Origin of the sequence: Limnohabitans rimovensis (SeqCode), from assembly GCF_965234775.1 — a bacterium.
GTDB lineage: Bacteria > Pseudomonadota > Gammaproteobacteria > Burkholderiales > Burkholderiaceae_C > Limnohabitans > Limnohabitans rimovensis.
This window is the reverse complement of sequence record NZ_OZ248562.1, coordinates 57,696-84,282: the sequence shown is the minus strand read 5'-3', so window position 1 is coordinate 84,282 and position 26,587 is coordinate 57,696. Positions and strand designations below refer to the sequence as shown.

General features: G+C 59.2%; 27 protein-coding genes, 1 other RNA gene and 3 pseudogenes. 14 read left to right on the top strand and 17 right to left on the bottom strand.

Annotated features, from left to right (window positions below; all coding sequences use genetic code 11):
• The first annotated feature begins 12 nt into the window (after positions 1 to 12).
• Both AC8GFZ_RS00440 and AC8GFZ_RS00435 read left to right on the top strand, forming a co-directional pair.
• Positions 13 to 777 (top strand): ABC transporter permease, encoded by a 765-nt coding sequence (locus AC8GFZ_RS00440; protein ID WP_506641227.1) that lies wholly within the window; start codon positions 13 to 15, stop codon positions 775 to 777.
• Positions 774 to 1,520 (top strand): ABC transporter permease, encoded by a 747-nt coding sequence (locus tag AC8GFZ_RS00435; protein ID WP_506641225.1) that lies wholly within the window; start codon positions 774 to 776, stop codon positions 1,518 to 1,520. The genes AC8GFZ_RS00440 and AC8GFZ_RS00435 overlap by 4 nt, the downstream gene beginning before the upstream one ends.
• A gap of 3 nt (positions 1,521 to 1,523) precedes the next feature.
• Here the strand turns inward: AC8GFZ_RS00435 and rnpB are convergent.
• An RNA gene (gene rnpB, locus AC8GFZ_RS00430) (RNase P RNA component class A) lies at positions 1,524 to 1,889 on the bottom strand.
• Between the two features lie 75 nt (positions 1,890 to 1,964).
• On the opposite strand from rnpB, the gene AC8GFZ_RS00425 reads away from it, so the two are divergent.
• From AC8GFZ_RS00425 to AC8GFZ_RS00415, 3 genes are all read left to right on the top strand, one after another.
• Complete coding sequence (locus AC8GFZ_RS00425) at positions 1,965 to 3,716, top strand: NAD(P)/FAD-dependent oxidoreductase (protein WP_506644189.1); 1,752 nt, start codon at positions 1,965 to 1,967, stop codon at positions 3,714 to 3,716.
• 425 nt (positions 3,717 to 4,141) lie between these two features.
• Complete coding sequence (locus AC8GFZ_RS00420; protein ID WP_506641223.1) at positions 4,142 to 4,411, top strand: BrnT family toxin; 270 nt, start codon at positions 4,142 to 4,144, stop codon at positions 4,409 to 4,411.
• The gene (locus AC8GFZ_RS00415) at positions 4,389 to 4,712 is read left to right on the top strand and encodes a BrnA antitoxin family protein (protein WP_506641221.1); all 324 of its coding nucleotides are present in this window, start codon (positions 4,389 to 4,391) and stop codon (positions 4,710 to 4,712) included. The genes AC8GFZ_RS00420 and AC8GFZ_RS00415 overlap by 23 nt, the downstream gene beginning before the upstream one ends.
• Positions 4,713 to 5,215: 503 nt before the next feature.
• Here AC8GFZ_RS00415 and htpX read toward each other — a convergent pair.
• From htpX to AC8GFZ_RS00365, 10 genes and pseudogenes are all read right to left on the bottom strand, one after another.
• Positions 5,216 to 6,088 (bottom strand): protease HtpX, encoded by an 873-nt coding sequence (gene htpX, locus AC8GFZ_RS00410; RefSeq protein WP_506641219.1) that lies wholly within the window; start codon positions 6,086 to 6,088, stop codon positions 5,216 to 5,218.
• A gap of 141 nt (positions 6,089 to 6,229) precedes the next feature.
• A complete protein-coding gene (locus tag AC8GFZ_RS00405) occupies positions 6,230 to 7,132 on the bottom strand; it encodes a DUF3025 domain-containing protein (protein ID WP_506641217.1) in 903 nt (300 codons plus the stop codon).
• Positions 7,114 to 8,166 carry a dihydroorotase gene (pyrC, locus tag AC8GFZ_RS00400; protein ID WP_506641215.1) on the bottom strand — a complete coding sequence of 351 codons (1,053 nt, stop codon included), beginning with the start codon at positions 8,164 to 8,166 and terminating at the stop codon, positions 7,114 to 7,116. Before pyrC ends, AC8GFZ_RS00405 begins: the two co-directional genes overlap by 19 nt.
• A 45-nt stretch (positions 8,167 to 8,211) precedes the next feature.
• Positions 8,212 to 9,171: a LysR substrate-binding domain-containing protein gene (locus AC8GFZ_RS00395; RefSeq protein ID WP_506641213.1), complete on the bottom strand. Its 960-nt coding sequence runs from the start codon at positions 9,169 to 9,171 to the stop codon at positions 8,212 to 8,214.
• A 16-nt stretch (positions 9,172 to 9,187) separates the two neighbouring features.
• Entirely contained in the window at positions 9,188 to 10,174 is a 987-nt protein-coding gene (locus AC8GFZ_RS00390) for an ABC transporter ATP-binding protein (protein ID WP_506644187.1), read from the bottom strand.
• 143 nt (positions 10,175 to 10,317) lie between these two features.
• Positions 10,318 to 11,302, bottom strand: a pseudogene (locus AC8GFZ_RS00385) (ABC transporter ATP-binding protein); the annotation flags it as partial.
• Between the two features lie 10 nt (positions 11,303 to 11,312).
• Complete coding sequence (locus AC8GFZ_RS00380) at positions 11,313 to 12,236, bottom strand: ABC transporter permease (RefSeq protein ID WP_506641211.1); 924 nt, start codon at positions 12,234 to 12,236, stop codon at positions 11,313 to 11,315.
• Positions 12,237 to 12,254: 18 nt separating this feature from the next.
• Positions 12,255 to 13,844, bottom strand: a complete 1,590-nt coding sequence (locus tag AC8GFZ_RS00375) for an ABC transporter substrate-binding protein (protein ID WP_506641209.1) — start codon at positions 13,842 to 13,844, stop codon at positions 12,255 to 12,257.
• Positions 13,845 to 13,998: 154 nt separating this feature from the next.
• On the bottom strand, positions 13,999 to 15,282 hold the full coding sequence (locus AC8GFZ_RS00370; protein WP_506641207.1) for a M20 aminoacylase family protein: 1,284 nt from the start codon (positions 15,280 to 15,282) through the stop codon (positions 13,999 to 14,001).
• Entirely contained in the window at positions 15,282 to 16,262 is a 981-nt protein-coding gene (locus tag AC8GFZ_RS00365; RefSeq protein WP_506641205.1) for an ABC transporter permease, read from the bottom strand. Before AC8GFZ_RS00365 ends, AC8GFZ_RS00370 begins: the two co-directional genes overlap by 1 nt.
• A gap of 95 nt (positions 16,263 to 16,357) precedes the next feature.
• Between AC8GFZ_RS00365 and AC8GFZ_RS00360 the strand changes: the two are divergent.
• The 3 genes and pseudogenes from AC8GFZ_RS00360 to AC8GFZ_RS00350 all read left to right on the top strand — a co-directional run.
• Positions 16,358 to 16,606: pseudogene (locus tag AC8GFZ_RS00360) on the top strand (tyrosine-type recombinase/integrase); the annotation flags it as partial.
• Between the two features lie 30 nt (positions 16,607 to 16,636).
• A complete protein-coding gene (locus AC8GFZ_RS00355; RefSeq protein WP_506641203.1) occupies positions 16,637 to 16,966 on the top strand; it encodes a type II toxin-antitoxin system RelE/ParE family toxin in 330 nt (109 codons plus the stop codon).
• Positions 16,963 to 17,298, top strand: a complete 336-nt coding sequence (locus AC8GFZ_RS00350; RefSeq protein ID WP_506641201.1) for a helix-turn-helix domain-containing protein — start codon at positions 16,963 to 16,965, stop codon at positions 17,296 to 17,298. Before AC8GFZ_RS00355 ends, AC8GFZ_RS00350 begins: the two co-directional genes overlap by 4 nt.
• Before the next feature lie 80 nt (positions 17,299 to 17,378).
• On the opposite strand, the gene AC8GFZ_RS00345 is transcribed toward AC8GFZ_RS00350, so the two are convergent.
• The 3 genes from AC8GFZ_RS00345 to AC8GFZ_RS00335 all read right to left on the bottom strand — a co-directional run bounded on the left by AC8GFZ_RS00345 (position 17,379) and on the right by AC8GFZ_RS00335 (position 19,487).
• Positions 17,379 to 17,618, bottom strand: a complete 240-nt coding sequence (locus AC8GFZ_RS00345) for a type II toxin-antitoxin system RelE family toxin (protein WP_506644185.1) — start codon at positions 17,616 to 17,618, stop codon at positions 17,379 to 17,381.
• Positions 17,619 to 17,643: 25 nt separating this feature from the next.
• Positions 17,644 to 17,868 carry a type II toxin-antitoxin system RelB family antitoxin gene (relB, locus tag AC8GFZ_RS00340; protein WP_506641199.1) on the bottom strand — a complete coding sequence of 75 codons (225 nt, stop codon included), beginning with the start codon at positions 17,866 to 17,868 and terminating at the stop codon, positions 17,644 to 17,646.
• 317 nt (positions 17,869 to 18,185) lie between these two features.
• Entirely contained in the window at positions 18,186 to 19,487 is a 1,302-nt protein-coding gene (locus AC8GFZ_RS00335) for a porin (protein WP_506644183.1), read from the bottom strand.
• Positions 19,488 to 19,747: 260 nt separating this feature from the next.
• Here AC8GFZ_RS00335 and AC8GFZ_RS00330 point away from each other — a divergent pair, with 260 nt between their 5' ends.
• The gene (locus AC8GFZ_RS00330; protein ID WP_506641197.1) at positions 19,748 to 21,094 is read left to right on the top strand and encodes a site-specific integrase; all 1,347 of its coding nucleotides are present in this window, start codon (positions 19,748 to 19,750) and stop codon (positions 21,092 to 21,094) included.
• Here the strand turns inward: AC8GFZ_RS00330 and AC8GFZ_RS00325 are convergent.
• Positions 21,084 to 21,533: pseudogene (locus tag AC8GFZ_RS00325) on the bottom strand (DUF6641 family protein); the annotation flags it as partial. The gene AC8GFZ_RS00330 and the pseudogene AC8GFZ_RS00325 sit on opposite strands and share 11 nt — an antisense overlap.
• Before the next feature lie 221 nt (positions 21,534 to 21,754).
• On the opposite strand from AC8GFZ_RS00325, the gene AC8GFZ_RS00320 reads away from it, so the two are divergent.
• Together AC8GFZ_RS00320 and AC8GFZ_RS00315 are read left to right on the top strand one after the other, a co-directional pair.
• Positions 21,755 to 22,081, top strand: coding sequence for a type II toxin-antitoxin system RelE/ParE family toxin (locus AC8GFZ_RS00320; RefSeq protein WP_506641195.1), 327 nt, complete (start codon positions 21,755 to 21,757; stop codon positions 22,079 to 22,081).
• Positions 22,074 to 22,397, top strand: coding sequence for a helix-turn-helix domain-containing protein (locus tag AC8GFZ_RS00315; RefSeq protein ID WP_506641193.1), 324 nt, complete (start codon positions 22,074 to 22,076; stop codon positions 22,395 to 22,397). The genes AC8GFZ_RS00320 and AC8GFZ_RS00315 overlap by 8 nt, the downstream gene beginning before the upstream one ends.
• Positions 22,398 to 22,427: 30 nt before the next feature.
• On the opposite strand, the gene AC8GFZ_RS00310 is transcribed toward AC8GFZ_RS00315, so the two are convergent.
• Positions 22,428 to 22,745 carry a hypothetical protein gene (locus AC8GFZ_RS00310; RefSeq protein WP_506641191.1) on the bottom strand — a complete coding sequence of 106 codons (318 nt, stop codon included), beginning with the start codon at positions 22,743 to 22,745 and terminating at the stop codon, positions 22,428 to 22,430.
• A 348-nt stretch (positions 22,746 to 23,093) separates the two neighbouring features.
• Here AC8GFZ_RS00310 and AC8GFZ_RS00305 point away from each other — a divergent pair, with 348 nt between their 5' ends.
• A complete protein-coding gene (locus AC8GFZ_RS00305) occupies positions 23,094 to 23,555 on the top strand; it encodes a hypothetical protein (protein WP_506641189.1) in 462 nt (153 codons plus the stop codon).
• 385 nt (positions 23,556 to 23,940) lie between these two features.
• Positions 23,941 to 24,507: a tyrosine-type recombinase/integrase gene (locus AC8GFZ_RS00300; protein ID WP_506641187.1), complete on the top strand. Its 567-nt coding sequence runs from the start codon at positions 23,941 to 23,943 to the stop codon at positions 24,505 to 24,507.
• Positions 24,508 to 24,543: 36 nt separating this feature from the next.
• Here AC8GFZ_RS00300 and AC8GFZ_RS00295 read toward each other — a convergent pair whose 3' ends face one another.
• The gene (locus tag AC8GFZ_RS00295) at positions 24,544 to 25,524 is read right to left on the bottom strand and encodes a hypothetical protein (RefSeq protein WP_506641185.1); all 981 of its coding nucleotides are present in this window, start codon (positions 25,522 to 25,524) and stop codon (positions 24,544 to 24,546) included.
• Between the two features lie 149 nt (positions 25,525 to 25,673).
• Between AC8GFZ_RS00295 and AC8GFZ_RS00290 the strand changes: the two genes are divergently transcribed.
• Positions 25,674 to 26,570, top strand: a complete 897-nt coding sequence (locus tag AC8GFZ_RS00290; protein WP_506641183.1) for a hypothetical protein — start codon at positions 25,674 to 25,676, stop codon at positions 26,568 to 26,570.
• Positions 26,571 to 26,587 lie beyond the last annotated feature (17 nt).

Here is a 26,587-nt window from a genome sequence, read left to right as displayed (position 1 = left end):
GCCCCCTCGGGGTTGACGCTGCTCCACCGCCAGCGCCTGTGGGCCTGGGGCTTTGTGGCGGTGTTGGCCCTGGCTTGGTGGGCGTCGCAAGGCCGTGTGCCGGTATACATCTTGCCGCCACCGGCCGAGGTGGCGCGGGCCATGGCCTCGTTTGCCACCAACCCCCAACGCCTGGGTCACCTCGCGGTGACGCTCATGCACATTGGCTCGGCGATCGCCATCTCGTTTGTGTTGGGCGCGGCCATGGCCTTTGCAGCGCATTCCTGGGGTTGGAGCGCGGCCTTGATCCACCGCCGCCTGAGCCCGTTTTTGAGTGCGTTTTCCGGCATTGGCTGGACCTTGCTGGCGGTGATTTGGTTTGGCGTGTCGAGCACCACGGTGGTGTTCACCATCGTGGCAGTGTTGCTGCCGTTTGCCTTGGTCAACCTGCGCGAGGGCTTGCTGGCCCTGGACAAAGAGCTGCTGGAGATGGGCCGCAGCTTTGGCCGCGCCCCGTTGCGCCACTGGCGACTGCTCACCTTGCCAGCGCTGGTGCCGTTTGCCGCAGTGACCTTGCGAATCATGTTTGGCGTGGCCTGGAAGGTGACCCTCACCGCCGAGCTGTTTGGCGGCGGCCAGGGTTTGGGTTACCTGATCAATGTGGCGCGCCAAGACTATGACACGGCGATTTTGTTTGCCGTCATCTTGCTCATCATTGGCTTTGTCAGCTTGGCCGACCGCTGGGTGTTTTTGCCCCTCGAAAGGTATTGCACGCGACAGTTTGGGGTGGCCGCATGAAAGCCCGCTTTTCCAACACCTTGGCCAACGGCGTGGTGCTGCTGGCCTTGCTGGCTTGGTACCTGTGGGCCCAAACCCTGCCAGAGTACGTGCTGCCCGGCCCCCAAGCGGTGGCACTGCGCCTTTATGCGCTGTTCACCGACCCGCAGTTTTTGGGCCACACCCTGGCATCCACCTTGCGCATCTTGTTGGCCGTGGTGTTGGCCCTGGTGTGCGGCGCTGCACTGGCGTTGATGGCGCGGGCCTGGCCCAGTTTGGACGGCATTGTCAGCGGCGTGCTGCAACCGTTTTTCAACGCCTTCCCCTCGATTGGCTGGGCCATTTTGGCGGCCATTTGGTTCCCGCCGGGGCACTTTGCCATTGTGTTTGTGCAACTCGCCATCTTGATTCCGTTTTGCCTCATCAGCATCGGCGAGGGCTTGCGCCAGATCGACCGCGAGATGCTGGAGATGGCCACCAGCTTCACCCGTTCGCGCACGCGCTTGGTGCTGCACGTGGGCCTGCCACTGATGCTGCCGTATGTGATGGGCGCCCTGCGAATCGCCTACGGCGTGGCCTGGAAGATCGCGCTGGTGGCCGAACTCATGGGCTCGACCTCAGGGCTGGGTTTTCTGATGCTGCGCGCCCAAGGTTCGGCCGACATCACCACCGTGGTGGCCGCCTGCCTGGCCATCGTGCTGCTGTTTTATGCGGGTGAAAAACTGCTGATCGACCCGCTGGCGCGGCGCTTTGCAGCCAAATGAAAAGTGTGAAGTCTGCCGATACGCCGGATTCTGTGCGCTTTGGTTGCCCAAAGCGTGACCGCCATTGATCTGGGCCGGGGGTCGCCCACCCGGCTCGGTGCCACCTACCCGCCCACTCGGCCCGCGGAACCACGGGTGGACGCCTTGCGGCGCCCGATGGGCCTACTTGGTGTTGCTGCGCGCAGAGATTGCCCGTTTCACCCGCACTCAAGCGGCTCGTCTCTGTTGCTCTGATCCTCACCTCGCGGTGGAGAGGTGTTACCTCCTGCGCCGTCCTGTGCAGTCCGGACGTTCCTCCAGTGCGGTGTTTCCACCCAACGCTTGCGCGCTGGCCTTGCGGCTTGCACCAGCGGCGGCCTGGCAGACTTCACCGGGGCATTATCCGCCCAGCCCGATAATGCGCGCTTCTCTTGTCCTTGCCCGATGACCACGGGCCGCATGGCCATGATCCGCATCACCGAACTCAAGCTCGCGCTCGACGCCGCCTTTGACCCGCCCGACGCAGCCTCCCTGCCCCCGCAGTACCCGCCAAGCCTCCCCGCGCTGGTGGCCCACACCTTGGGTGTGAACCCCGCCGACATCGCGCATTGGCAGGTGTTCAAACGCAGCTTTGATGCGCGCAAAGCCAAACTGCAAGTGGTCTACATCGTGGACGTGCAGTTGCACAGCGAAGCCGCGCACGCCGCCTGCCTGGCGCGCCATGCGGGCAACCCCCACATCTTTCCCAGCCCCGACATGGCTTGGCAGGCGCCGGTTCAGGCCCCAGCCGATTGGGCACCACTCATGGGTGAGCGCCCGGTGGTGATTGGCTTTGGGCCATGCGGCATGTTTGCCGCCTTGGTGTTGGCGCAAATGGGCTTGAAGCCCATCGTCATCGAGCGCGGTCGCCGCGTGCGCCAGCGCACCAAAGACACCTGGGGCCTGTGGCGCAAGCATGTGTTGCAAGCCGAGAGCAATGTGCAGTTTGGCGAGGGTGGGGCCGGCACCTTCAGCGACGGCAAGCTGTACAGCCAGATCAAAGACCCGCGCCATTTGGGGCGCAAGGTGATGGCCGAGTTTGTGCGCTTTGGAGCCCCCGAAGAAATTTTGTGGGCCGCGCACCCGCACATAGGCACCTTCAAGCTGGTCAAGGTGGTGGAGAACCTGCGCGAGCACATCATCAGCCTGGGCGGTGAGATCCGCTTTGAGCAACGCGTGACCGATATCGAAACCGAAGACGGCCCACAAGGCCAGCGCATCGTCGGCTTGCAAGTGTTGGATGTGGCCACTGGCCAAAGGCACGCCCTGCCCGCACAGCATGTGGTGCTGGCCTTGGGCCACAGCGCCCGCGACACCTTCACCATGCTGCACCGCCATGGCGTGGCCATGCAGGCCAAACCGTTTTCGCTGGGTTTTCGCATTGAGCACCCGCAAGGCGTGGTCGACCGCGCACGCTGGGGCGCACACGCGGGCCACCCCATGCTGGGCGCGGCCGATTACAAACTGGTGCACCACGCGCGCAATGGGCGCAGCGTCTACAGCTTTTGCATGTGCCCGGGTGGCACGGTGGTGGCCGCCACTTCTGAGCCAGGCCGGGTGGTCACCAATGGCATGAGCCAATACTCGCGCAACGAGCGCAATGCCAACGCTGGCCTGGTGGTGGGCATCGACCCACGCGACCACCCCACCGACCCGGCCTTGTTTGAGGCCCTGCTCGGCCCGGTGCGCATGGACACCGCCGACGCCACCGGCGGCTTTCACCCGCTGGGCGGGGTGGTGTTGCAGCGCCAATGGGAGAGCCGCGCTTATGAACTGGGCGGCCACGACTACAGCGCCCCCGGCCAGTGCGTGGGCGACTTTGTGGCGGGCCGCGCCAGCACCGGTGTCGGCGGGGTGGAGCCGTCTTACCAACCCGGCGTGCGCTTTGGCAGCCTCGACTCTGCCCTGCCCACCTACGCCATCGATGCCTTGCGCGAGGCCATCCCGGCGATGGCGCGCAAGCTCAAGGGCTTTGACCAAGCCGATGCGGTGCTCACTGGGGTGGAAACCCGCACTTCGTCACCCCTGCGCATTGAGCGCGACGCCGGCCACCAAAGCCCCAATGTGCGCGGCCTGTACCCGGCGGGCGAAGGAGCCGGTTTTGCAGGCGGTATTTTGTCGGCGGCGGTGGATGGCATCAAGGTGGGGGAGTCGGTGGCGCGGGGGTTGTTGCGCTGAACTTCCCTTCTTGATCTGTTTGATTGAGGGCGTTGGTTTGGACTACCCCTCACAAACCGCCATCTCGGGGTGTGCGTGCCTCCTCCGGTCGCTTCGCTCCAACGTCGTCAGCCCGCACACCCAATCGTGTCGGTTACTGGTTTGCTTTGTTCTGTGCGCGGCTTAGGACTCCCCCTATGAAATCGCCATCTCGGGGCATGCAGACCTCCTCCGGTCGCTTCGCTCCAACGTCGTCGGCCCGCACACCCACTCGTGTCGGTTTCCATAATCTCTTTCGCAGCACCGATGGCGGGTGCGTCGCCCGACAACATCGGAGCGCAGCGACTGGCGGAGGGCGGCGTACCCGCCAGCGGGGCGGGCTCAGCACAAAGTCGGCCCACACACCCACGCTTGACCAACCACCAAATTGCATATACATTTTGGCGATGATCACGTGGGACGAAGCAAAGCGGCGCGAGAACATCAAAAAGCACGGGCTTGACCTGGCTGCTCTCGAAACCGTTTTCGATCAACCGATGATTTCCGTGGAAGATGATCGCCAAAGCTACGGCGAGCTCAGGGTGCAAAGCCTGGGCATGTGGCAAGGGCGGGTCGTCTTTTTGGTGTGGACCCCGCGCGGCGACGAGACAGCGCACATCATTTCCTGCCGTTATGCCGATAGAAAAGAATCAGATGCCTACTTCGAAGCCCTTTAGCCCAAAACAAATCGCGGACGCCAAGTCTGCTGCGCCAAAACGAACCGCCAGCAAGAAGGGGGTCGACTGGCGCCAAGCCACGGTGACCCGAGGTGGTGGGGTAGCAGCAACACTTGAAGGCCTGCGCCAATTTCGCGGCCCCAACAAAAAGCCTGCCAAAGAACAAGTGGCCATCCGCCTAGATCAAGAGTTGGTGAGCGCCCTGCGCGCCAGTGGGCCTGGTTGGCAAACGCGGGTGAATGCCGCTCTCAAAGATTGGATGGCCCATCAAACTGGCAAGCCAACAACTCGCACACCTTGAAGCCCATCAAAAAAAGGCTGTGCCGAGAACGATCCGGTCGTGTCGGTTACTTGGTGGCTTGTTTGTGCAAGTGGCTTTGGACTCCCCCTCACAAACCGACACCTTGGGGTATGGGTGTCTTTGAACTCCCCCTGTCAAACCGCCATCTCGGGGTATGCAGGCCTCCTCCGGTCGCTTCGCTCCAACGTCGTCGGCCCGCACACCCACTCGTGTCGGTTTCCATGGGATGTGGGTTTGCAAGTTGTTCGCGATGAAGAGTTTCTGCGATTCACCTAGGGTCTGGTAATTTGCCTTGGGGCGAACTGATCTCTTGTTCGCAGCACCGATGGTGGGTGCGTCGCCCGACAACATCGGAGCGCAGCGACTGGCGGAGGGCGGCGTGCCCACCAGCGGGGCGGGCTCAGCACAAAGTCGACTGGCTCACCCGCCCGTATTTTTTGGAGGGCATCATTCTCCTTCGCGGCACCGATGGCGGGCTCAGAAGAATTGGAATCTGACCCCCATCACTGCTGTTGCTGCAAATGCGCGATGCGCTCCTCCAGCGGGGGGTGGCTGGCGAAGAGTTTGCTCAGGTCGCCAGTGATGCCCATGGCGGCGACGCCGGAAGGCAAAACGCCAGCTTGCATTTGGCCCAAGCGGCCCAGCGCGTTGATCATGGGTTGCTTGCGCCCGAGCAATTGGGCCGAGCCCTCGTCGGCGCGGAACTCGCGCTGGCGGCTGAACCAGGCCACGATCATGCTGGCGACAAAGCCCAGCACGATGTCGAGCACGATGCTGGTGACGTAGTAGCCCCAGCCCGGGCCAGTGTTTTCTTCGTCGTTTTTGCGCAAAGCGCTGTCCACCAAGTAACCAATCACGCGGCTCAAAAACACCACAAAGGTGTTGAGCACGCCTTGGATCAGGGTCAGCGTGACCATGTCGCCATTGGCGATGTGCGCGACCTCGTGGCCCAACACGGCCTCGACCTCTTCGCGCGTCATGCCTTGCAGCAAGCCGGTGGACACCGCCACCAAGGCCGAGTTTTTGAATGCACCCGTGGCAAAGGCATTGGGCTCGCCTTCATAGATGGCCACCTCGGGCATCTCAATGCCGGCACGTTGCGACAAGGTGCGCACGGTGTCGAGCAACCAAGCCTCATCGGCCGATTGCGCTTGGGTGATGACTTGCGCGCCCGTGGACATCTTGGCCATCCACTTGCTCATCAGCAAAGAAATGAATGCACCGCCAAAGCCCATCACCGCGGCAAAGCCGAGCAAGGCGCCCAGGTTCAAACCGTTGCTGGTGAGAAAGCGGTTCACGCCCAACAAGCTGGCCACCACACCCAACACCAACATCACCGCGAGATTGGTCAAGATGAACAAGAAAATGCGTTTCATGTCGTCCTCTGTCAGCCCCGCACCGGGGGGCCGTGGGGCGAATCTTAGGGCGATGTCGGCCAATTCAAGCCGATGCCATGACGGCTTGTCAGGGTATTGGGGGCATTGACCGTGGGTGATGGGCCTGCACAGGCCGCGTTGTCAACTGAACTTGTCAGTTGCTGCTGTGGTGGCCAGGCGAAAGACCTGGGTTTGCCCGTAAAAAGCAGGGTCTTCATTGGCCGCCCACCAACCCGGCACGCCCAACACCGGCAAAGGCGCAAAGGCCTTGCGCCGCAAAAGGTCTTCTTGCAAGCTGTCGCACAACCAGGCGTCGAGTTGCGCATCGGCGTTGGTGACGCCTTGCGATTGCGATTGTGGATTCGGGTACGGATGCACGTGCGATGGCGTTGGCGCTGGCTTCGCATGCGCGTTGGGACCTGCGATGGGTGCGGTCGGCGCAGGGGCTGGCATCACGCGCCAGGCATGGCCAGTGATGGCCACATAAGGCTGGACCAACTTTTCCAGCAACGCATGGCCAAAGACCTCGATGCGCACTTGCGCCCATTGATCACGCTCACGAACAAACAGGTGTTGCCAATCGCGCGCGCTCAAGGCTTGCCACAAGCCATCGGGTGCTTGCAGCAGCAACGCGTTTTCATCGAACACGGTGAGCGCGTCGCGCAAGGCACCACGCGCTTGGCCCACGCCTTGGCGGGCTATTTCTTGCGCTTGCAATTGGTTCAAGCGGCGTTTGCTGCGGCCAAAGCGCAACCAGCACAGGCCGTTGAAAAAGTCATGCAGGTTGTCTCGGGTGGGGATGCGCTGCTGGGCATGGATAAACGCCTCATAGGCCTGGCCTTTGGGCAACTCACTTTGTGGCACAAAACACAGGTCAGTGCGCCCGCACGGGTGCGCGGCTTGGTTCAGCGCATCGGCCACGCTGTGCCCCGCCATCACCGCCGCATGCACGGGCTGCCCCAGCGCCGCCCATGCTTGAAACCACGGGGCCTGCCAATCGATGGCTGGCCAGGTGGGTGTCTCGCTCAGGCCTGCATGCGCCATGCCAGCGTCTCGCCACCGCACAAGGGCTTGATGGCGGCGTCGCCAAAGGGCAAGGTCTCGGGCAAGGTCCAAGCCTGGCGCGCCAAGGTGATGCTCCCGGTGTTGCGTGGCAAGCCATAAAAGTCCGGGCCATGAAAGCTGGCAAAGCCCTCTAGTTTGTCCAGCGCACCCGCGTCCTCAAAGGCCTGGGCATACATCTCCATGGCGCTCAGGGCCGTGTAGCAACCGGCGCAACCGCTGGCGTGCTCTTTCAGGTGCGCCGGGTGCGGGGCGCTGTCGGTGCCCAAGAAAAACCGCGCACTGCCCGAGGTGGCCGCTTTCACCAAGGCCAAGCGATGGGTTTCGCGCTTGAGCACCGGCAAGCAGTAGTAATGGGGCCGCATGCCCCCCAAAAACAGGGCGTTGCGGTTGAACAGCAAATGGTGGGCGGTGATGGTGGCGGCGGTGGGGCCATCGGCTTGGGCGACGAACTGCGCGGCCTCTTGGGTGGTGATGTGTTCCATCACGATTTTGAGTTCAGGGAAGTCGCGGCGCAAAGGGATGAGATGGCGCTCGATGAACACCGCTTCGCGGTCAAACAAGTCCACCGCCGGGTCGGTCACTTCGCCATGCACCAACAGCAGCAGGCCGTGGCGCTGCATGGCCTCCAAGGTGGCGCTGATTTTGCGCAAGTCGGTCACACCGGCGTCGCTGTGGGTGGTGGCCCCAGCGGGGTAGAGCTTGCAAGCGACCACACCAGCGTCTTTGGCGCGGGCGATTTCATCGGGCGGCAAGCTGTCGGTGAGGTACAGGCTCATCAGGGGTTGAAAGCTCGCCCCTGGCGGCAGCGCGGCCATGATGCGATCGCGATAAGCCAGCGCCAGCGCCGTGCTGGTAATGGGGGGCTTCAAGTTGGGCATGACCAGTGCGCGGGCAAACTGCGCCGCGGTGTGCCCCACCACCGCTTGCAAGGCCGCGCCGTCGCGCAAATGCACATGCCAATCGTCGGGCTGGGTGAGGGTCAGGGTGTCGGAGGTAGAAGGGTTGGGGTTCATGCCCGCATTGTCCCATCGGCGCGGGCCAACCCAAGCCACGGGCACTTATTCGGCAGGAAGAGTCTGCGCGGCCAAATTGGCTTTGTGCTGCAAAAACGCCCACAACGCATGGGCGGCGGTTTTGGGGGTGGTGGCATTGGCGCGGGCCGGTTTGACCCGGTAAGCGCGCAACAGCATGGCTTGGTCCGGGTGCGGCCACAGGTGCGAGGTGGCGCGCACCAACAACTGCTCGCGCAGCTCTTTGGCCACTGCGCTGTGCGGCAAAAACGCCAGCCCATGACCGGCCAAAGCCATGGCCTTCAAACCCTCGGCCATGTCGGTTTCGTACACCCGGTCCAGGTGGATGGGTACCGGAGCGCTTTTGAGGATCAGGTCCACGATGCGGCCCAAATACGCCCCTGGCGCATAGCCCAAATAAGGCACATGGGCGGAGGCCGTGCCCGGCAGCTGAAACATCGGCTGACCGTCGGCACGGGGTTTGGCGTAAGGGCCCATCACCTCTTGGCCCAGCTCGACCATTTCATACCGGTCGGCGTCCAACTCAATCGGCTGCGAGGGGTGGTAGTAAGAGATCAGCACATCGCAACTGCCCTCAATCAGGTGCAGCACCGCGTCGTGCACATTGAGCGCGATCAAGCGGCTCTTGATCGGGCCAAACTCTTCGCGCAGGCTCGACACCCAGGCCGGGAAAAAGGTGAAGGCCAGGGTGTGTGGCACGGCAAAGGCAATCACGTCTTGCCCAGCAGAAGCCTGGGCGCGCAGCATGGCGCGGGTGCTGTTTAAAAACTGCAGCATGTCCAGCGCCTGTGCATACAAAGTCTCGCCAGCAGCGGTCAGGCGCGTGGGGTAGGAAGAGCGGTCCACCAGGTCAGAGCCGGCCCAGGCCTCGAGCGACTGGATGCGGCGCGAAAACGCCGGCTGGGTGACGTGGCGCAATTGCGCCGAGCGGCTGAAGCTGCGGGTCTCGGCCAGGCTGACAAAGTCTTCCAACCACTTGGTTTCCATCAGGGCTCCAAGGGCTTCAAAGCGGGCGGCCCTCTTGCACCGCATGGCAAGCCACTTGCACGCCGTCGATGGTTTGCAGCACCGGGCGCTCGCTGCGGCAGCGCGCATCGGCCCAGGGGCAACGCGGGTGAAAGCTGCAACCCGTGGGCGGCTGCAAAGGGTTGGGCACCTCGCCTTGCACGGGGGTGCGCTCGCGCCCATGGTCGCGCATGCGCGGGATGGCGTCGATCAGCATGCGGGTGTAGGGGTGGCGCGGTTGCGCGAACAAGCGCCGGGTGGGTGCCACCTCGACCAAGCGGCCCAGGTACATCACCCCCACTTGGTCGCTCACATGGCGCACCACGGCCAAGTTGTGCGAGATGAACAAATAGGTCAGCCCACGGGCGCGCTGCAAGTCGCCCATGAGGTTGAGCACCTGGGCTTGCACGCTCACATCCAGCGCCGAGGTGGGCTCGTCACACACCAAAAACTCGGGAGCGGTGGCCAGGGCACGGGCAATCGAGATGCGCTGGCGCTGCCCGCCCGAAAACTGATGCGGGTACTTGCCCAAATCGGCCGCGCCCAAACCCACCGATTGCAGCAAGCCCACCACCGCGTCTTGCGCAGCGGCGCGGCTGGGGGCGAGGCCGTGCTCGAGCAGCGGCTCGGCCACCACATCGCCCACCGTCCAGCGCGGGTTGAGGCTGGCATAGGGGTCTTGAAAAATCATTTGGATGCGCCGGCGAAGTGCCAGCGCATCGCGCCCGGCAAACGCGGCGTGCGCGTCTTGGCCGTCAAACTGCACCTGGCCCCGGCTGGGCTGGTACAGACCCACCAGCAAACGCGCCACCGTGCTTTTGCCGCAGCCCGACTCGCCCACCAAGGCCATGGTTTGGCCGCGTGGGATGGCAAAGTCCACCCCGTCCACCGCGTGCAGCCATTGGCGTGGTTGACCCTCGAGCAAGCGGTTGAGCCAAGGCGCCGACACATCAAAGTGCCGTGCCAGGTCGCGCACCTGCACCAAGGGCGTTGGGTGCTGTGGGCCCGCTGCGCTGGCACGATGGTCAGGGTGACCGGTGAACTGAACAGTGCCGTTGGCTGGTGCGACCCGCGCAGCTGGCGCTCCAGCCATGGCGCTGGCCAGTGACTCTTCCACCATGGCATGGGCCGGGGCATTCGCATCGATCAACCAACACGCCGCCAGGCCTTGGCCCACGGCTTGCAATTCGGGCCGCTGTTGGGCGCAGCGCGGCAGGGCGTGGGCACAGCGCGGGTGGTAGGCGCAGCCGCTGGGGATGGCGTTCAGGCGCGGCATGCTGCCGTCGATTTGGTGCAAGCGCTCGTCATCGCCGTCGATGTCGGGGATGGAGGCCATCAGCCCCGCGCTGTAAGGGTGGGCGCTGCGGTGGATGACCGCGTCCACCGGGCCGATCTCGGCCACCCGGCCGGCGTACATCACCGCGACGCGGTCGCAGGTTTCGGCGATCACGCCCATGTCGTGGGTGATCAGCACCACCGCAGCACCGCGCTCGCGGCACAGCCGCTTGAGCAGGCCAATGATTTGCGCCTGCACCGACACATCGAGCGCGGTGGTCGGCTCGTCGGCCACGATCAAGCGCGGCTCGGCAGCGAGGGCCAGCGCAATCACCACCCGCTGGCGCATGCCGCCCGAAAACTGATGCGGGTAATGGTCGAGCCGCTCACGCGCGGCGGCAATGCCGGTTTCTTGCAGCAAAGCCACAGCGCGTTCGCGCGCCTCGTGGGTGCTGACGGGCAAATGGGCTTGGATGGTCTCCACCAATTGCTGACCCACGCTGTACAAAGGGTTGAGCGAGGTCAGCGGGTCTTGAAAAATCGCGCCGATGTGGCGGCCACGCAAACGGCGCAGGCCCTCAGCGTCCAGGTTGTCGATGCGCTGGCCGTCAAACCAAATGCTGCCACTGGCGATGCGCCCGGGTGGCTCGAGCAAACCAATGATGGACGCGCCGGTGAGCGACTTGCCAGCACCCGACTCGCCCACCACGCCCAACACTTCACCGGCGGCCACGCTGAAGGACACACCGTCCAAAGCCCGCAGCACGCCCCGGCGGCTGGGGAACTCGACCACCAGGTCTTTGACCTCGAGCAAGGGCGTGGCTTGGGGCAGGTCCATGCGTGCCAGCCTATTGCAAACGCGGGTTAAGCGCGTCGCGCAACCAGTCGCCGAGCAAATTCACCGACAGCGAAATCAGCACCAGCATCAGCCCCGGGAAGATGGTGATCCACCACTCGCCGGAAAACAAATAGTCGTTGCCCACCCGAATGAGCGTGCCCAGCGACGGCGATGTCGGTGGCGCACCGACACCCAAAAACGACAGCGTGGCCTCGGTGATGATGGCCGTGGCCACCTGAATGGTGGCCAGCACCAACACCGGCCCCATCACATTGGGCAGCACATGGCGGCGCATGATGCGCGCCGGGCTGACCCCGGTCACGCGGGCGGCTTGTACATACTCTTTGTGGCGCTCGACCAAGGTGCTGCCGCGCACCGTGCGGGCGTACTGCACCCAGCCGGTCAAGGTGATGGAGGCGATCAACACGCCAAAGGCCAAGGCCTCATGCGCTTGCGGAAACAGCGCCCGCCCAACACCAGCAATCAGCAGCGCGACCAAGATGGCGGGGAAGGACAGCATCACGTCGCAAGTGCGCATGATCAGCGCGTCCCACTTGCCGCCCCAAAAACCGGCCCACAACCCCAGGCTCACACCCAGCAGCACCGACAGCGCCACCGAGCTCAAACCCACCAGCAGCGAGATGCGCGCGCCAAACATCAGCGCCGACAAAATGTCGCGCCCTTGGTCGTCGGTGCCCAGCCAATACTTGGGGTTGCCTTCTGCACTCCAAGCCGGGGGCAGGCGCGAATCGGCCAGCTCCAAGGTGGCCAGGTCAAACGGGTTGTGGGGTGCGATCCAAGGCGCCAACACCGCGGCCAGCACACACACCAAGGCCAACAGCGCCGCCACCACCGCTGTGGGCGAGTGGCGAAAGCTGTGCACCAGGTCGCTGTCCCACCAGCGCGCCCAGGCGCTGGGGCTGGCTTGGCTCATGGCGGCAAGGCGCGGGGCTTAGGGTTTGACGACGATGTACTTCCAGGGCATGCCGTTGTCGGGCAACTGCACCACTTGGATATTTTTCTTGGCCGCCCAGTTCAGCGCTTGCTGGTGCAGGGGCAGGTGGCCAATGTCGTCTTGGTGGATCTTCATCGCATCGCGGATCAAGGCGTTGCGCTTTTTGGTGTCGGTCTCTGAGGCCACTTGCTGGGTCAGTTCGTCCACCTTGGGGTTGTTGTACGCGCCCAAGTTGAATTGGCCGCGACCACCCTCACCGGGCGAGGACAAGATGGGGTAGAGCACGTTGTGCGCGTCCACCGTGCTGGCGGTCCAGCCCAGCATGTAAAAGCTGGTGTTGCGGCTTAAAATTTTGGGGAAGTACGAGCCCTTGGTCTCGGCCTCGAGGTTGATCTTCACCCCCACCCGCGCCAAGTTGGCAGCCACGGCTTGACAGATTTCGGCGTCGTTCACATAGCGGTCGTTGGGGCAGTTCATCTTGACCTCAAAGCCGCTGGGGTAGCCAGCCTCGGCCAACAGCTTTTTGGAGGCTTCGGGGTCGTAGGGCAGGCGCTTGGCCAGGTCAGCGGCGTAGCCATTGATTTGTGATGTGAGCATCAAGGCCGTGGGGGTGGCCGCGCCACGCATCACCCGGCTTTTGATGGTTTCGATGTCGATGGCTTGGTAAAAAGCTTGGCGCACGCGCTTGTCTTTGAACGGGTTTTTGCCCTTCACATTGCTGTAGAGCAACTCTTCACGCGCTTGGTCCATGCCCAAAAAGATCACCCGCAGCTCGGGGCCTTGCAACACATTGAGCTTGGCGTTGGCCTTGATGCGCTCGACGTCTTGCACCGGCACCGGCTCCATCACATCGACCTCACCCGACAGCATGGCCGCCACGCGGGTGGCGTCGTTGCCAATCGGGGTGAAGATCACTTCGTCGACATTGGTGGGGATCTTGCCCCAATAGCTGCCATTGCGGGTGAAGGTGGTGCGCACACCGGGTTGGCGCTCGCGCAGGCGAAACGGTCCGGTGCCATTGGCGCGGAAAGAAGCCGCGTTTTCAATGCCCTTGCGCCGGTCCACGGGCTTGGTGGCTTGGTTTTCCTCGCACCACTTTTTGCTCATCATGTTCCAGTGGGTGATCATCTCGGGCAGGATGGGGAAGGGCTGGTTGGTGATGATGTCGATGCTGTGGTCGCTGAGTTTTTTGATCTCTTTGATCTGGCCCACATAGGTTTTCATGTCCGAGCCGTCGCCCTTGGCACGCTCATAGCTGAAGATCACATCGTCAGCGGTGAACGGTGTGCCGTCATGAAAGGTCACGCCCTTGCGCAGCTCAAAGCGCCAGACGGTGGGCGCGGTTTGCTTCCAGCTGGTGGCCAGCATGGGCGTGAGTTTGAATTTGTCGTCGCGCCAAATCAGCGGCTCATAGACGTTTTCCACCACGGTGATTTGCAGCGACTCGTTGAGCGAGTGCGGGTCCATGGAGAGCGCGTCGCCTTGGTTGGCAATGCGCAGCGTCACAGCGGCGGCGGGCAAGGCCAGGGCCAAAACAGCGGCCAAGGTGCCCAGGCGCCAAACGGGGGTAGAGGTTTTGAGGTTCATGGTGTTCTCCTAGAGGGGTGTGATGTTACAGGGCGTTGTCTCAATTTGAGAACGATGGATACCCGGGTTTTCAAGGGTTGCGCTGGCTGGGTCTGTCCACGTTGCGGGTCAAAACCTGGGGGGCAAGTCATGCTCGGGCCTGGTAGGCGGGGGTTCACAGCGGCAAAGCAGCCTCAATGAGGCTGGCGTGCAAGGCCGCGCCCAGGGGCAAGATGGCGTCGTTGAAGTCGTAGCGGCTGTTGTGCAGCGGGTGGCTGCGGCCCTGCGCGGGCTGACCTTGGCCAATGCGCATATAAGCCCCGGGCTTGGCCTGGAGCATGAAGGCGAAGTCTTCGCCACCCATGCTGGGCGTCATGTGGCGCACCACATGTTCCTCGCCGACCAAGCGCGCGGCCACATCGGCAGCAAAGTGGGCCTCGGGCACGGTGTTGACGGTGGCGGGGTAAACGCGTTCGTAATGCACTTTGGCCGTGGCCCCAAAGCCTTGGGCAATGCCCTGGCACAAATGGGTCAAGCGGTTCTCGATGTGGGCTTGCACGCTGGTGCTGTAGGTGCGCACCGTGCCCACCAGGGTGACCTCGCCAGGGATCACGCTCATCGCCCCCGGGTGGCCTCCTTGCATCGAGCAAATGCTGAGCACCGCTTGGTCCATGGCCGAAAGATTGCGCGCCACGATGCTTTGCGCGGCGGTGATGATGTGCCCGGCCACCAACACCGGGTCCACGGTTTGGTGCGGGCGGGCGCCATGCCCGCCTTGGCCGGTGATGGTGATCTCCACCCGGTCCACCGCCGCTTGCATCGGGCCGGGGGTGATGCCAATCACGCCCAACGGCACATCGGGAGCATTGTGTTGGGCATACACCTGCGCACAGGGGAAGCGGTCGAACAAGCCGTCTTCGATCATCGCGCGGGCACCGGCGTAGCCCTCTTCACCGGGCTGAAAAATCAAACACGCGGTGCCGCGAAATTGCCGCGTCTCCACCAAATAGCGCGCCGCGCCGATCAGCATGGCGGTGTGCCCGTCGTGCCCGCAGGCGTGCATCAGGCCGGGTGAGGCCGACTTCCAGGCCATGTCGTTGTGCTCGTGCAAGGGCAGCGCGTCCATGTCGGCGCGCAGGCCGATCATGCGTGGGGCGCTGACACCTTCTGCGCCTGCTGCAGAGCTTGTTGAGCCTATGGTCGCTTGATGAGCCTTCGCACCTGTTGCATGGGGTTGGCCGTGAATCAGCGCCACCACGCCTGTTTTACCCAGGCCGGTGTGCACCTCGTCCACGCCGCACAAGCGCAGCGCCTCTTGCACCCGCGCTGAGGTGTACAACTCTTCAAAACCCAGTTCGGGGTGGGCGTGCAAATCGCGCCGAAAGGCGGTCAACTCGGGGTGAAATTGGGCAATGTGGGCAAACGCCCTGCCCGTGGCCAACAAGCGCGGCGCGGCCATCAGTGCCCCCCCGCTGTGGCCACCCGCAAGCGCGGGTCGACCACAAAGTAGAGCAAGTCCACGGCCAAATTGATGACCACGAAAATCAGCGAAATCAGGCACAAATACGCCGCCATCACCGGTATGTCGGCGAAGGTCACCGCCTGGATGAACAACAAACCCATGCCCGGCCACTGAAACACGGTTTCGGTGATGATGGCAAAGGCAATCAACGAGCCCAGTTGCAAACCGGCGATAGTGATCACTGGCACCAAGGTGTTTTTCAGCGCATGGCCAAAGTGCACGGTGCGGTTGCTCAGGCCCCGGGCGCGGGCAAATTTGATGTAGTCGGTGCGCAGCACCTCGAGCATTTCAGCGCGCACCAAGCGCATGATCAGGGTCAGCTGAAACACCGCCAGGGTGAACGCGGGCAGCAACAGGTGCAGCCAACCATCGCGGGTGAACAAACCGCTTTGCCACCAGCCCCAGGCCACCACCTCGCCACGGCCAAAACTGGGCAACCAGCCCAGGCCCACGGCAAACACCAAGATGAGCAAGATGCCGATCAAAAACGTCGGCAGCGACACGCCCAACAGCGACACCGTCATGAACAACTGGCTGAGCCAACTGCCCCGGCGCAGCGCGGCGTACACGCCCATGGGAATGCCCAGCGCCAGCGCCAGCACAGCGGCCACCAAGGCCAGCTCCAGCGTGGCCGGAAAACGCTCGGCAATCAAGCGCGACACCTTGGCCCCTTGGCGCAGGCTCAGGCCAAACTCGCCTTGCACCGCATTGACCAAAAAGTGGCCAAACTGCACCACAAACGGTTGGTCCAGCCCCAAGTCGCGGCGCAACTGCGCAATCTGATCGGGCCGCGCATCCTGCCCGAGCAAAAACACCACCGGGTCGCCCACATACTGGAACAACATGAACGAAATGAAAGCGACCACCCCCATCACCACCAGGGCTTGGGCGAGTCGGCGCAGGATGAAGGCGAGCATGGGCGCAGTCTATAACTTTTTGGATGCATTTCCTTGGATTAAAAGCACGCCCAAGAAAAAACCCCGCCGCCTGAATCGCTCCGGGTTTTGCGCTCAGTGCCAACGTGATGGCCCAGCGCTTTCATGACTTGTTCAAACGGGCTGGCATAGCAGGCGCATCCAGTCACTCCATGCGCCGCAGCTTCATCACCAACTTGGCCACCAACGGCATAGGCGTGCGGGTGCTGGCCAGCTTGGCTGGGCACCGCAGTATCGCAGTCACCCAAAAATATACTGACGTCAACGACGACATGATGTGCAACGCCGTTGAGTTGGCTTACGACCAAAAAATATTCGCCTCTTGAAATTTATTCAAATACTTATATAATGAAGCGATGAAAAAAATCTCCTTTCTTGGTCATTCTCTAGATGATTTAAGGGAGTTTCCTTCTACGGCAAGAAGCGAGGCCGGCTATCAATTGGACCGCGTACAACATGGGCTTGAGCCTGAGGATTTCAAGCCCATGGCCTCCATCGGCAAAGGCGTCTGGGAGATACGCATCAGTGATGAAGCAGGTCAATTTCGAGTCATTTATATTGCCAAATTTAAAGATGCAGTTTTTGTTTTGCATTGCTTTCAAAAGAAATCACAAAAAACACCTCTAAAAGATTTAGACCTTGCCAGCAAACGACTGCGCGAATTACTTCAAGGACAACCATCATGAAAACCACAAATTACCCTAGCGTTTGGGATGCCATCACAGACACGCCGCAAGAGACAGCCAGCATGAAGGCTCGATCTAAACTGATGATGGCCTTGAGCGACACCATCAGCCAACGTCAGTTGCGCCAAAAGGATGCGGCTGAGTTATTTGGAGTGACCCAGCCCAGAATATCTGATTTGTTGCGCGGCAAAATCCATCTTTTTTCTTTGGACATGTTGATGGACATGGCCTCTACTGCGGGTATGTCGCCAGAGGTATCCGTAACCAAACCTCGCGTGAAACGCGTCTTCGCACGCGGTAGCCGCAATCTTTCAGCGGTATTGATGGCGTAGATGCTTTTCGATTTAGTAGCTATTTGATTGAACGCGGGTCTGCGTTGAAGTGTCGTGTTACACGACACAGCGTTATGTGTTTACTGACCTTGGCGCCTGTAGACCTCTGTGCGATTGCCAACCCGTAAAACCAAAACCGTTAGACGCTTGTCTTCTATGCTGGCAATGATTCTGATGTCACCCACGCGGTATTTCCAGAAGTCACCAAGTTCAGAGCCTTTAAGTGCTTGCCCGATACTGCGCGGGTCTTTAAGCACAAGCAATCTATCTCGCATAAATCCAAGAACTCGCTTGGCCACTTGTGGATCAAGTTTGCGCAGTTATTTTTTTGCAGCCTCATCAAATTCAATTTGCCAAGCCAAGTTCCTGCTCCACAGAATTTAGGCTGTAGGTCGTGGTTTTGCCACTGCGAATTTTCATGAGCCTTTTTTCAGCGAGGTATAGATCTTCCAGATCCCCCAAGTGTTCGACAATTGCTTCGCGAGCATAAAAGCTTTTGGTGCGCCCAGTCGCCTTGGCCAATTTATCTAAGCGCGTCTCAATTTCTTCGGGTAGTCGTAAAGCCAACATGGGCATCTCCAAATTTGCTTTAGAAGTATATTGTGCAAAAGTGTTGGATCAATCATTGCTACGCCAAAGCAAATGGTTGTGAACGATGACATGAAGCGCACCGCTGTTCAGTTGGCACTGCAAGTGAGGCGAGCCAAAAACACACAGCCTGCAAGTGTCCTTTAACACGACACTTCTAACACCAACCCGCCTGACCAGCGGGTTTTTTTGTGCCTGTATCAAAACCCGCACGCCCATGAAAAAACCCCACCGCCCTTGTGAGGCAGTGGGGTTTGAGAGTTTCTAGACCTCAAGCTGGCCGATGGGCCAGCCGGGGATCAGAAGCTGACGTTGATGCCAGCAATAGTCTGGGTCATGTAAGCCACTGTAGCGGCTGAAGCATCCACGCGCACTTGGTCCTTGAGGTTGCCAACGATGCCATAGATGCGGGTGCGCTTGCTGAAGTTGTAGATCAGGCCAACTTGCGAGGTGGAGATGTTGTTGATGTTGGTAGAACCAGTGCTTTGGCTGGCCGTGCCCATTCCACCAAACAGCTCCATCGCGCCCATGGGCATGTTGAAGCTGATGCCTTGTGATGCGATGTCATAAGACGCAACACCCGTACCAGAGGCAACCGCTGGTGCTGTGCCAACGCTGGGCGTTGTCACAGAGGTCAAGTTGTAGGTGCCACGGTTGATGTTGGCACCGACCTTGATTGCGCCAAAGTTGTAGGAACCAGCCAACTGCATCAAGTTGGTTGTGTACTCAGATGTGCCAGAGTAGGTCACAGTGGCAGCGGTCAAAGGCAAAGCACTCAAAGCACCAAACACGTTGTAGGTGCAGTAAGAGTCGTTGGTGGTGGTGGCAGCAGCAGAGCAGTTGGCAGCTTTGGCGGTGGTTGATTGGTTATAAGTGGTATAAACCAAGCCAGCTGCAGCAGGACCTTCAGCCCAGTCGACTTTCAACGATGAGCGTGCGGCTTTGGCAGTACCAACGCCAGATGCTGTGTTGGAGGCAGCAGAACCAAAAGATGTCTCTTCGCGGCCACCGCCAGAACCGGTTTGCAGGCCAACAGTCACATTGCCCATCTTGGGCAACTGCCATTCAATGGTGTTACCACGGGTACCGCCGGCCCAAGCTGCGCCCCAAACGTGCGCAGCTTGTCCACCCACGGCACCTTCGGTGGTCATGGTTGCGCCACTGAAGGTGGCCAATTCATACAGGTGGGTGCGCATGTAACCAGCGCGCACGCGACCAAAACCGCCGCCGATCTCAGCAAAAGTTTGGCGGTTGGTGCCAGTGGAATAGCCACCTGCACCGCCAATAGCGGAATCATTGAGACCGGTAGCGCCAGCATAGCCTTCCAACTGTGCACCAGCCGTTGCAGTGCGCATGGCACCCAAGCCGGCGTTGGTGGTGGGACTGTAGCCCCACTCGGTCACAACACGCGCCTTCATGCCGCGGCCCAGGTCGTCGGTGGCGTCAAAGCCAATGGCGTTGGAGGTGATTGCACCATCAGAGATGCCGTTTTGGCTCCAAACTTTGCCGCCAGCACCACTGGTGGCTTGTTTGTTACCGTAACCAACGTCGATACGACCATAAATGGTGGCTTGTGCCATCACGGCGCCAGTGGCAGCCAGTGTAGCCAGAGCAAAACTAAACCTATTTTGCTACAAAATTCCAAAAGGTGTTACAGGGAAATCCAGCGCACTGCCGTTGTTTAATTGCCCAAAGTTGTAGACCTTTTGGTCAGCTACTGGCTCAACTCTTTTCACTCAATTTTTAGCAATGGCTTGTTGCGGGGGCTTGTGGGTTTAGCGCGGATTTCACGTGCCACCAATCCACGGCTGCTTGCCCGCGCGAGGTCGCATTTGCAGGTGTACAACACTATGCTTGAGTGATGTTGGACCGTTTTGTAGTGGTTGCTGCCAATGAATCAAACTTTGCACGGCAACCTCGCGAGCGAACAGTGCCGATACCTGAAACCATCACACCAGTGCCAGGCTACCCCAAGAAACTGGTGGTGTTCAAGATGAAGGCCAGCAGGTATTGGCAAGTGCGTTGCTGGATTGATGGGAAAACCCACAAGCGCAGCTGTCAAACCCAGTCTCTGCGGGTGGCCCAGTCGTTTGCCCGCAGGTACTACGAATTGCTGCTAGCCGCCACGCATGGCCAGGCGTTGGCAAACACATCGCAAGGTGTCGTGTTACACGACACTTCAAGCACGTCAACCAAAGCTCAAAACACTTTTGCCATGCTGGCAGCCCAGATGTTTGCCGCTGAACAGGCGCGGGTTGAGCGTGGAGATTTCACCAAAGGCAGCCTGCGCATACTTCGCAATAGGCTGGACTCACACATCCTTCCGCGCTGGGGCCAACAACGCATTGAACAGATTGGTTACGCAGAACTGATGACCTTCGTGGACTTCATGAGCAGCGACTCCAGTAGCACCACCATCAGTCAATACCTTGTGGCCATTCGCAAAGTGTTTTATCACGCCTTGCGTGTGGGCGCTATTACTGCGATGCCAGAGTTTCCCAAACTCAACGTCAAGACAACCTCTCGTGGCGCTTTTACCCCCACAGAGTATTGGCGCATATTGCGAACCGCCCGTGGGTTGATTGGCCAACCCCATCCAGAAAGCAAAAAGTCCTTGAGAAAAAGCTACAAATTGGTATACGGCAACTATCAAATGCCACCAGATTTGGCCTGGGCCATTGGGTTCATGGTCAATGCATTCATCAGGCCCAGTGACCTTAAAACCCTTAAACACCAGCATGTAGAAGTGGTCACAGGGCACAACACCTATTTGCGTCTCACACTACCCGTTACCAAAAGCCACGGTGCGCCAATAGTGACGCTGTATCCAGCGGTGCGAATTTATAGGCAAATCCTCAAGTATCAGCAAGCCAAAGGCCATGCCCGTCCAGATGACTACTTGTTCTTGCCTGAACTGCGTGACAGGAACTATGCGTTAAATGTTTTGAGCTTGATGCTGAACTGGGTACTGGGCATAACGGGCGCCAAAAATAATGCACATGGCCAGCCGCGCTCCATGTACAGCCTGCGCCATTCAGCCATCACGTTCCGCTTGCTCTACGGCCAGGGTATTGACCTGCTGACCTTGGCCAGAAATGCACGCACCAGCGTAGAGGTCATCAACAACCACTACGCCAGCTCTGTGCGGGGTGAGCAAAACATTGCGCTGCTACAAAGCAGGCGCAGCAAATATCGCTCTACTTCTTAAACCCGTCGCGCAGCTTCACACTCACAGCTTCAATTTGAACATCCAGCTCGCCATTTTTAACAGCAGCAATAACGCTCTCCAGTGTGACCACCAAGTTTGCAGCGCCACCCACATCAATGGCGGTCTTGCCCTTTTGCAGTTCTATTTGTTTGCTGCCGTAGTTGATGGCCAGTAGCGTCTCCCCCTTCTCACCTGTCCAAAACCAAGGTTTGATTCGAACCGCCACTTCTTTCACTACCCTGGTGCCTGTGTCTGTATCCACTGCGCTTCTCAAGCGTTTGGGTGCGTAGTGCCGCCCTTGCTCCAGTGCTGCAGCCAATTCCCGTTGCTCTGTCAGTTTCAGCAGCAATTTATTGCGACGCCTGACCACATCTGGCAGTGCGCGGCTTTTGCGGGCTGCGGTAAGTTTGAGGGTATTTAGGATGCTGGTGCTCATATGTTTATCCTTTGTGTGGAATGGGCATGAGCAATTTTGTTTTCATCTTGGGTGTTTGGGCGACCTGAGTCCGTTCAGATTGGCGGGTCATTGGGTGCAGGTGTCGTGTTACACGACACACCAGCGTGTTGTTACTGCATGCTGGTGGTTGCAGGGCGGGCTATTGTTTTCAGCTATCTATAGGTTGACAAGGCCCGATCATTTATATAGCATGCACGCTATAAATGAAGTACGCCATCGTTTTCTTCAATGCATCTGTACAAGAGCGCATATCAGCGTGGCCTGTAGGCATTTACGCCAGTTTTGTGCGCATCACTGAACAAATTGTGATGTCTGGGCCTAATCTGGGAATGCCTTATACCAAAGCCATGGGGCAAGGCTTATTTGAAATCAGGGCCCGTGGCGCAGAAGGCATTGGTCGTGCATTTTTTTGCTGCATGAAGGATCGAAAGGTTGTCGTTTTGCACTCCTTCATCAAGAAGACGCAGACAACTCCACAAAAAGAACTGCAGATTGCAAACAAGCGTATGAAAGAGGTTTACCGTGACTAAAGCAACAGAAGATACCTTCAAACCCGTCTCCTTCAACCCCAAGGCCACGGCCGCCAAGGCTCGCGCGATCAGCCCCAAGTTCAAAAAGGCCTATGACGCATTGGATGATGAGTTCACGGCGTTGGCCGCCTTGTTGAATGCGCGGAAAGATGCGGGCCTGACCCAAGCAGAGGTTGCATCCCGCATGGGCGTTAGCCAACCCGTTCTTGCACGAATCGAGTCAAGCCTTGGCAACCGTGAGCATGCACCCTCTTTGAGCACGCTGCGGCGCTATGCCACAGCATGTGGCAAACGCTTGGTCATTAGCATGGTCTGAAGTAAGGGCTCAACACCACTGCTTGCCCTGTTACTGCATGCTGGGGGTAGCAGGCTTTGCGGGCTGGCTGGCTGCTGCCATGGCTTTTTGCGCCTTGGCAGCTTGCTGGCGTTTGCGCTCTGCGTCCAGGGCAACAGCAGCACGCTCTTTGGTGGTCCTTAGTGTGGCTAATCTTTGTTGCTCTGGTGTTGTGGGTGAGGTGGTTTCAGCCAGCACAGGGTGGCCCACCACGCTGTTCATGCCAAACACATACTCAATCATCAGTCGTGCGTGTGTGGTGCTTTGCGCGAACACCACGGTTCGCACAGTCTGGCCCTTGACTCTAATGGTGCAGAAATACTTGTTCATCACGTATTTAGCCCTGGTCAATTTTGCCAAAACACTAAATTTGAGGTTGTTTTTCTGCGAGATTTATTTGCCAAGGCATAAATATTTGCGAGTTGCGATGAGTTGCTAATGGGTCTCGAGAAGTAAAACGTCGCTTGTTACTAGTCACTAAGTTACTCGTTGCGGCATTTGAGACAAATGAGCAACTGCGACTGGCAACAAGCGACACCAGAAACGCTTTGACATGCGTGACAAAGAGACCAGCAACCAAGCAGCAAGTGACGCCTTTTGGCCTCTGCGACTGGAAGCAACCAGCGCAACAGCAGCAACGCATCAGCAACTCCAACAGCAACATCAAAAGGAGAAATCATGCTGAACAATCAAATCGAAATCGCAGTGCGCCTGTATGACAACAACACCTACGGCAGCACCTATGGGCGTGGCCTATATCGCAAGGCCATTTACAACGGCACCATTGACGCCAAACATTCAAGCGCCAAATACTTGGTGGATTTTTATAGCTTCGAGGACTGGGCAAATCAAGCCAAGACCGATCAGCAAATGACCATATTGGCAAATGTCACACCTGAAACTGACTCGCTATTTAGTTGGGTCAAGCACTATGACAGCGACACCCGTGTCAAAACGCCTGTCACAGGCATGTGCCGCATGAACATGAGCACCATGGCCATCACTGTGGGCATCATGGATGAGCAAAGGGGCATGGAGGACGTGTGGAATATGACTGCTCACCCCTGCAAAAAAGCCACACGCGAAACCGTGCGAAGCCCCCAGCTGCTGGCAACCAATGCGGATTTGAATGGTTGGTAATTGGATCGCATGACCCAATGGGTCAGTGCTCACAAGCCCACCGTCCAGCTGCTGGACCGTGGGCTTTTTTAATGGGCTGCAGCAAGCCCTCAAATCAGCTGCACAAGCGTGAATTTGTCCCTGTCAGCACCCTGGGCAGCTGAAACGCGGATCTGTGCTGCTGCGCTGCGTAATTGCGCCGCCACGCCCGTGTCGTCAAGATCCCACATCAATAGAAATTACGTCATAAATAAACCAGCCAAAGAAAAGTGCTGTTTTCTTAACCGCGTTGATTTCATTGGTGATTTATTCACCCGCCAATTTGACGGGTCATGGTCGCCCATTTCGCCAAAAGAAAACATACTTAATTCAGCGCATGTATTAACTACCAGGAGCAATTCAAAAAATGGCACAAGCAAAATCCCTATCCCCCGCAGAGCTTGACGCTTTGTTGGAATTCGTGTCGCGGCGCAGCTATGCCACCCGCAATCGATTGATCCTGTCATTTGGTTTCCACGCAGGCATGCGTGTGGGAGAAATATCAAGTCTCACCATTGGCGATGTGATGAATGCGGATCAAACAGTCAAGACCGAGGTTCGCCTGAGTGCTGAACAGACCAAGGGGCGACACCCGCGCACAGTGTTCATGCCGCAACGACTGCAAACTGAGCTGCAAACTTACCTTGACCTGCGCCAGCCCACGAACCCTGCGCATCCCTTGTTCGTCACAGCGGGCAGGCGTGCTTTCACAGCCAATGTCTTGACGCAAAAGCTGTTCTGGCTGTACCGCGCAGCGGGCATATCTGGCGCCAGCAGCCACTCAGGGCGGCGCACATTCATCACCAACCTGGCCAGCAAGGGCATCAGCGTTCGGGTACTGGCCAGCCTCGCTGGGCATAGGTCAATTGCGGTCACCCAAAAATATATTGATGTGAACGATGACATGAAGCGCAACGCAGTTGAGCTGGCTTGAAGAAATTGGAAGTAGATGTGTCGTGTTACACGACACCTAAGCAGTGAGGTCTGTTTCACCAGCCAAGAATTTGGGTATCTGTGCTTTGATTCGTGAATTGCCGATTACAGCTTTGCCCAAATTGTTCTTGCGGATGATGTGATGGCGTAAAACATCCAGATACTGATCCTGCAGCCACGCATGCCGGGGTGACACCACATCCAACCGCCTGCCAGTAGCAGCCAGGAAATCTGCGTGGTGCTTGGCACCAAAGGGCTGCTCAATCACCTGAGGTTTGCTGGCATTGGGAAAAGAACCTCGCTCCACATTGGCCAAGGTGCTTTGGGCTTTGTACAAATACCGCCCTGTGATGCTTTGCAGTTTGTCATGTGGGCTGCTGACATGGGGGGAATACACCTTGCGCTCCACTCCACGCACCCGCAGGCTGGGTGAAACCTGCAGTCTGTCTCCAATGCCCAGCACAGAGATGTTGGGGTACAGCATGCGGTACAGCAGCACCCAGTACTCCAGTTCCAGTGTGCGAAGCCTGTAACGCTTGGTATGCAGTGCAAATTGCGCTGTGCTGGTGGCGGCCAAGTTCAGTGCCCTGCCTTCATGCTCCAGGGCCAATAGGCGCTTGACCTGTTGCAAGATAGTTTCTTTTCGAATGGTCAGCGGCACCTCCAGCAACAGGCTGCTGCCTTGTGGGTAGAACCTGTGCTCTTCCAACTGGTCCATGTTGATGGCGCGAACACTGGCAGGGCGCTTGGCCTCAGCAAACACCTGGGCACCTGTAGCCTTCCACCAAGGTTTGAACAGCCCCCTGCTCAAGTCCCCTGCGTTGGCCCAAGCTCTGGCCATGGCTTCGTTCTTGGGCGCCACTCCTGCGTGCCTTGCATACCAAAACACAGGGCTCAAACGCATGAAAGCCCACCACCAGTAGTACACGCTGTCCTCTGCGGCCTCTACCAAATCGTTCTCAAACTGCCTGGTAAAGCCCTGAACACCCTTGTAAAAGGGTCTATTTGAGTTATTCATGATTAATAGCATAACAGCATATAAAGATTATCGGAAATAAATGTTATTGGTGGAAAACTTCAATCCATCGCAGCAACAAACAAAACCCAAGTTGATGCGATGGCCGCAGCGGTGCGGTCTTTATCAACCAGCATTTAAGGAGAACCCAAATGCAAAACACCGTGACCCCCCAGGCCAACATGGCCACCCCCGCCACCACTTCTGCTGGCGCTTTGGCTCAGCCCACCTCGCAAGTGCAAGTCAGCGTGACCCCACCACAAGGTGTCGTGTTAAACGACACCCCAACAGCGGCACAAGCTGTACAGGGCAGCCAGGCAACGGCCTCAGCCCTTGAGCAGCTGGTGACTGAGCGTGAGGTCTGGGAGCAGACAGCGTTTCGCACCAGCAACGAGCAGTTGTATGCGCTGCTGCAGCGTTGCTATGGGCTGTACAAGGCCATGGAAGGTGGCTCTGCTCAAGCAGCTGCTCTGCGCTCTGGGCTCAAGGACTACATCAACTTAAAGGGCTTGAGCACGCACTTCAACAAGGGCTCACACACCTTGACCAAGATTGTGAAGTGCGTGTTTGGCTCTGACCGTCGCCGCGTGAATGCTTACAGCATTGTGCTGCGCTCTGCGCTGGCACGCGGCGTGGGCTTGATGGATGTGGCTGAGTTCATTCACAGCGAGGGTGGGGTGGAGGAGATTCGCTTGGCCAAGTCTCCCAATGCCATGACGCCCAAGCAAAAGGCAGCCGTGGCGACCACCACGGTGGTGGTCAACAGCATTGGTGTTGTCAGCAGCCCAGCCTTGAGCGGCCTGCTCAATGATGCAGGCAAGATTGGCACCAATATGGTGTTGATTGGAACCTGGCAGTCAGATGGCAGCGTACTGGTGCGTGCTGTGGTGGAAAGCGAGGCTGTGCTCACAGCAGCACTGGCCAGCCACTACAGCACCATCAAGCAAGCGGCTATTGCGCAGGCACAGGAGCAAAAGCAAGTTGATGTTGCCGCTGCAAAGCAAACGGCCATTGACACAGCAGTAGCCACAGCTTCAGTGACGGCTTAACTCAACTGACGGGGCAG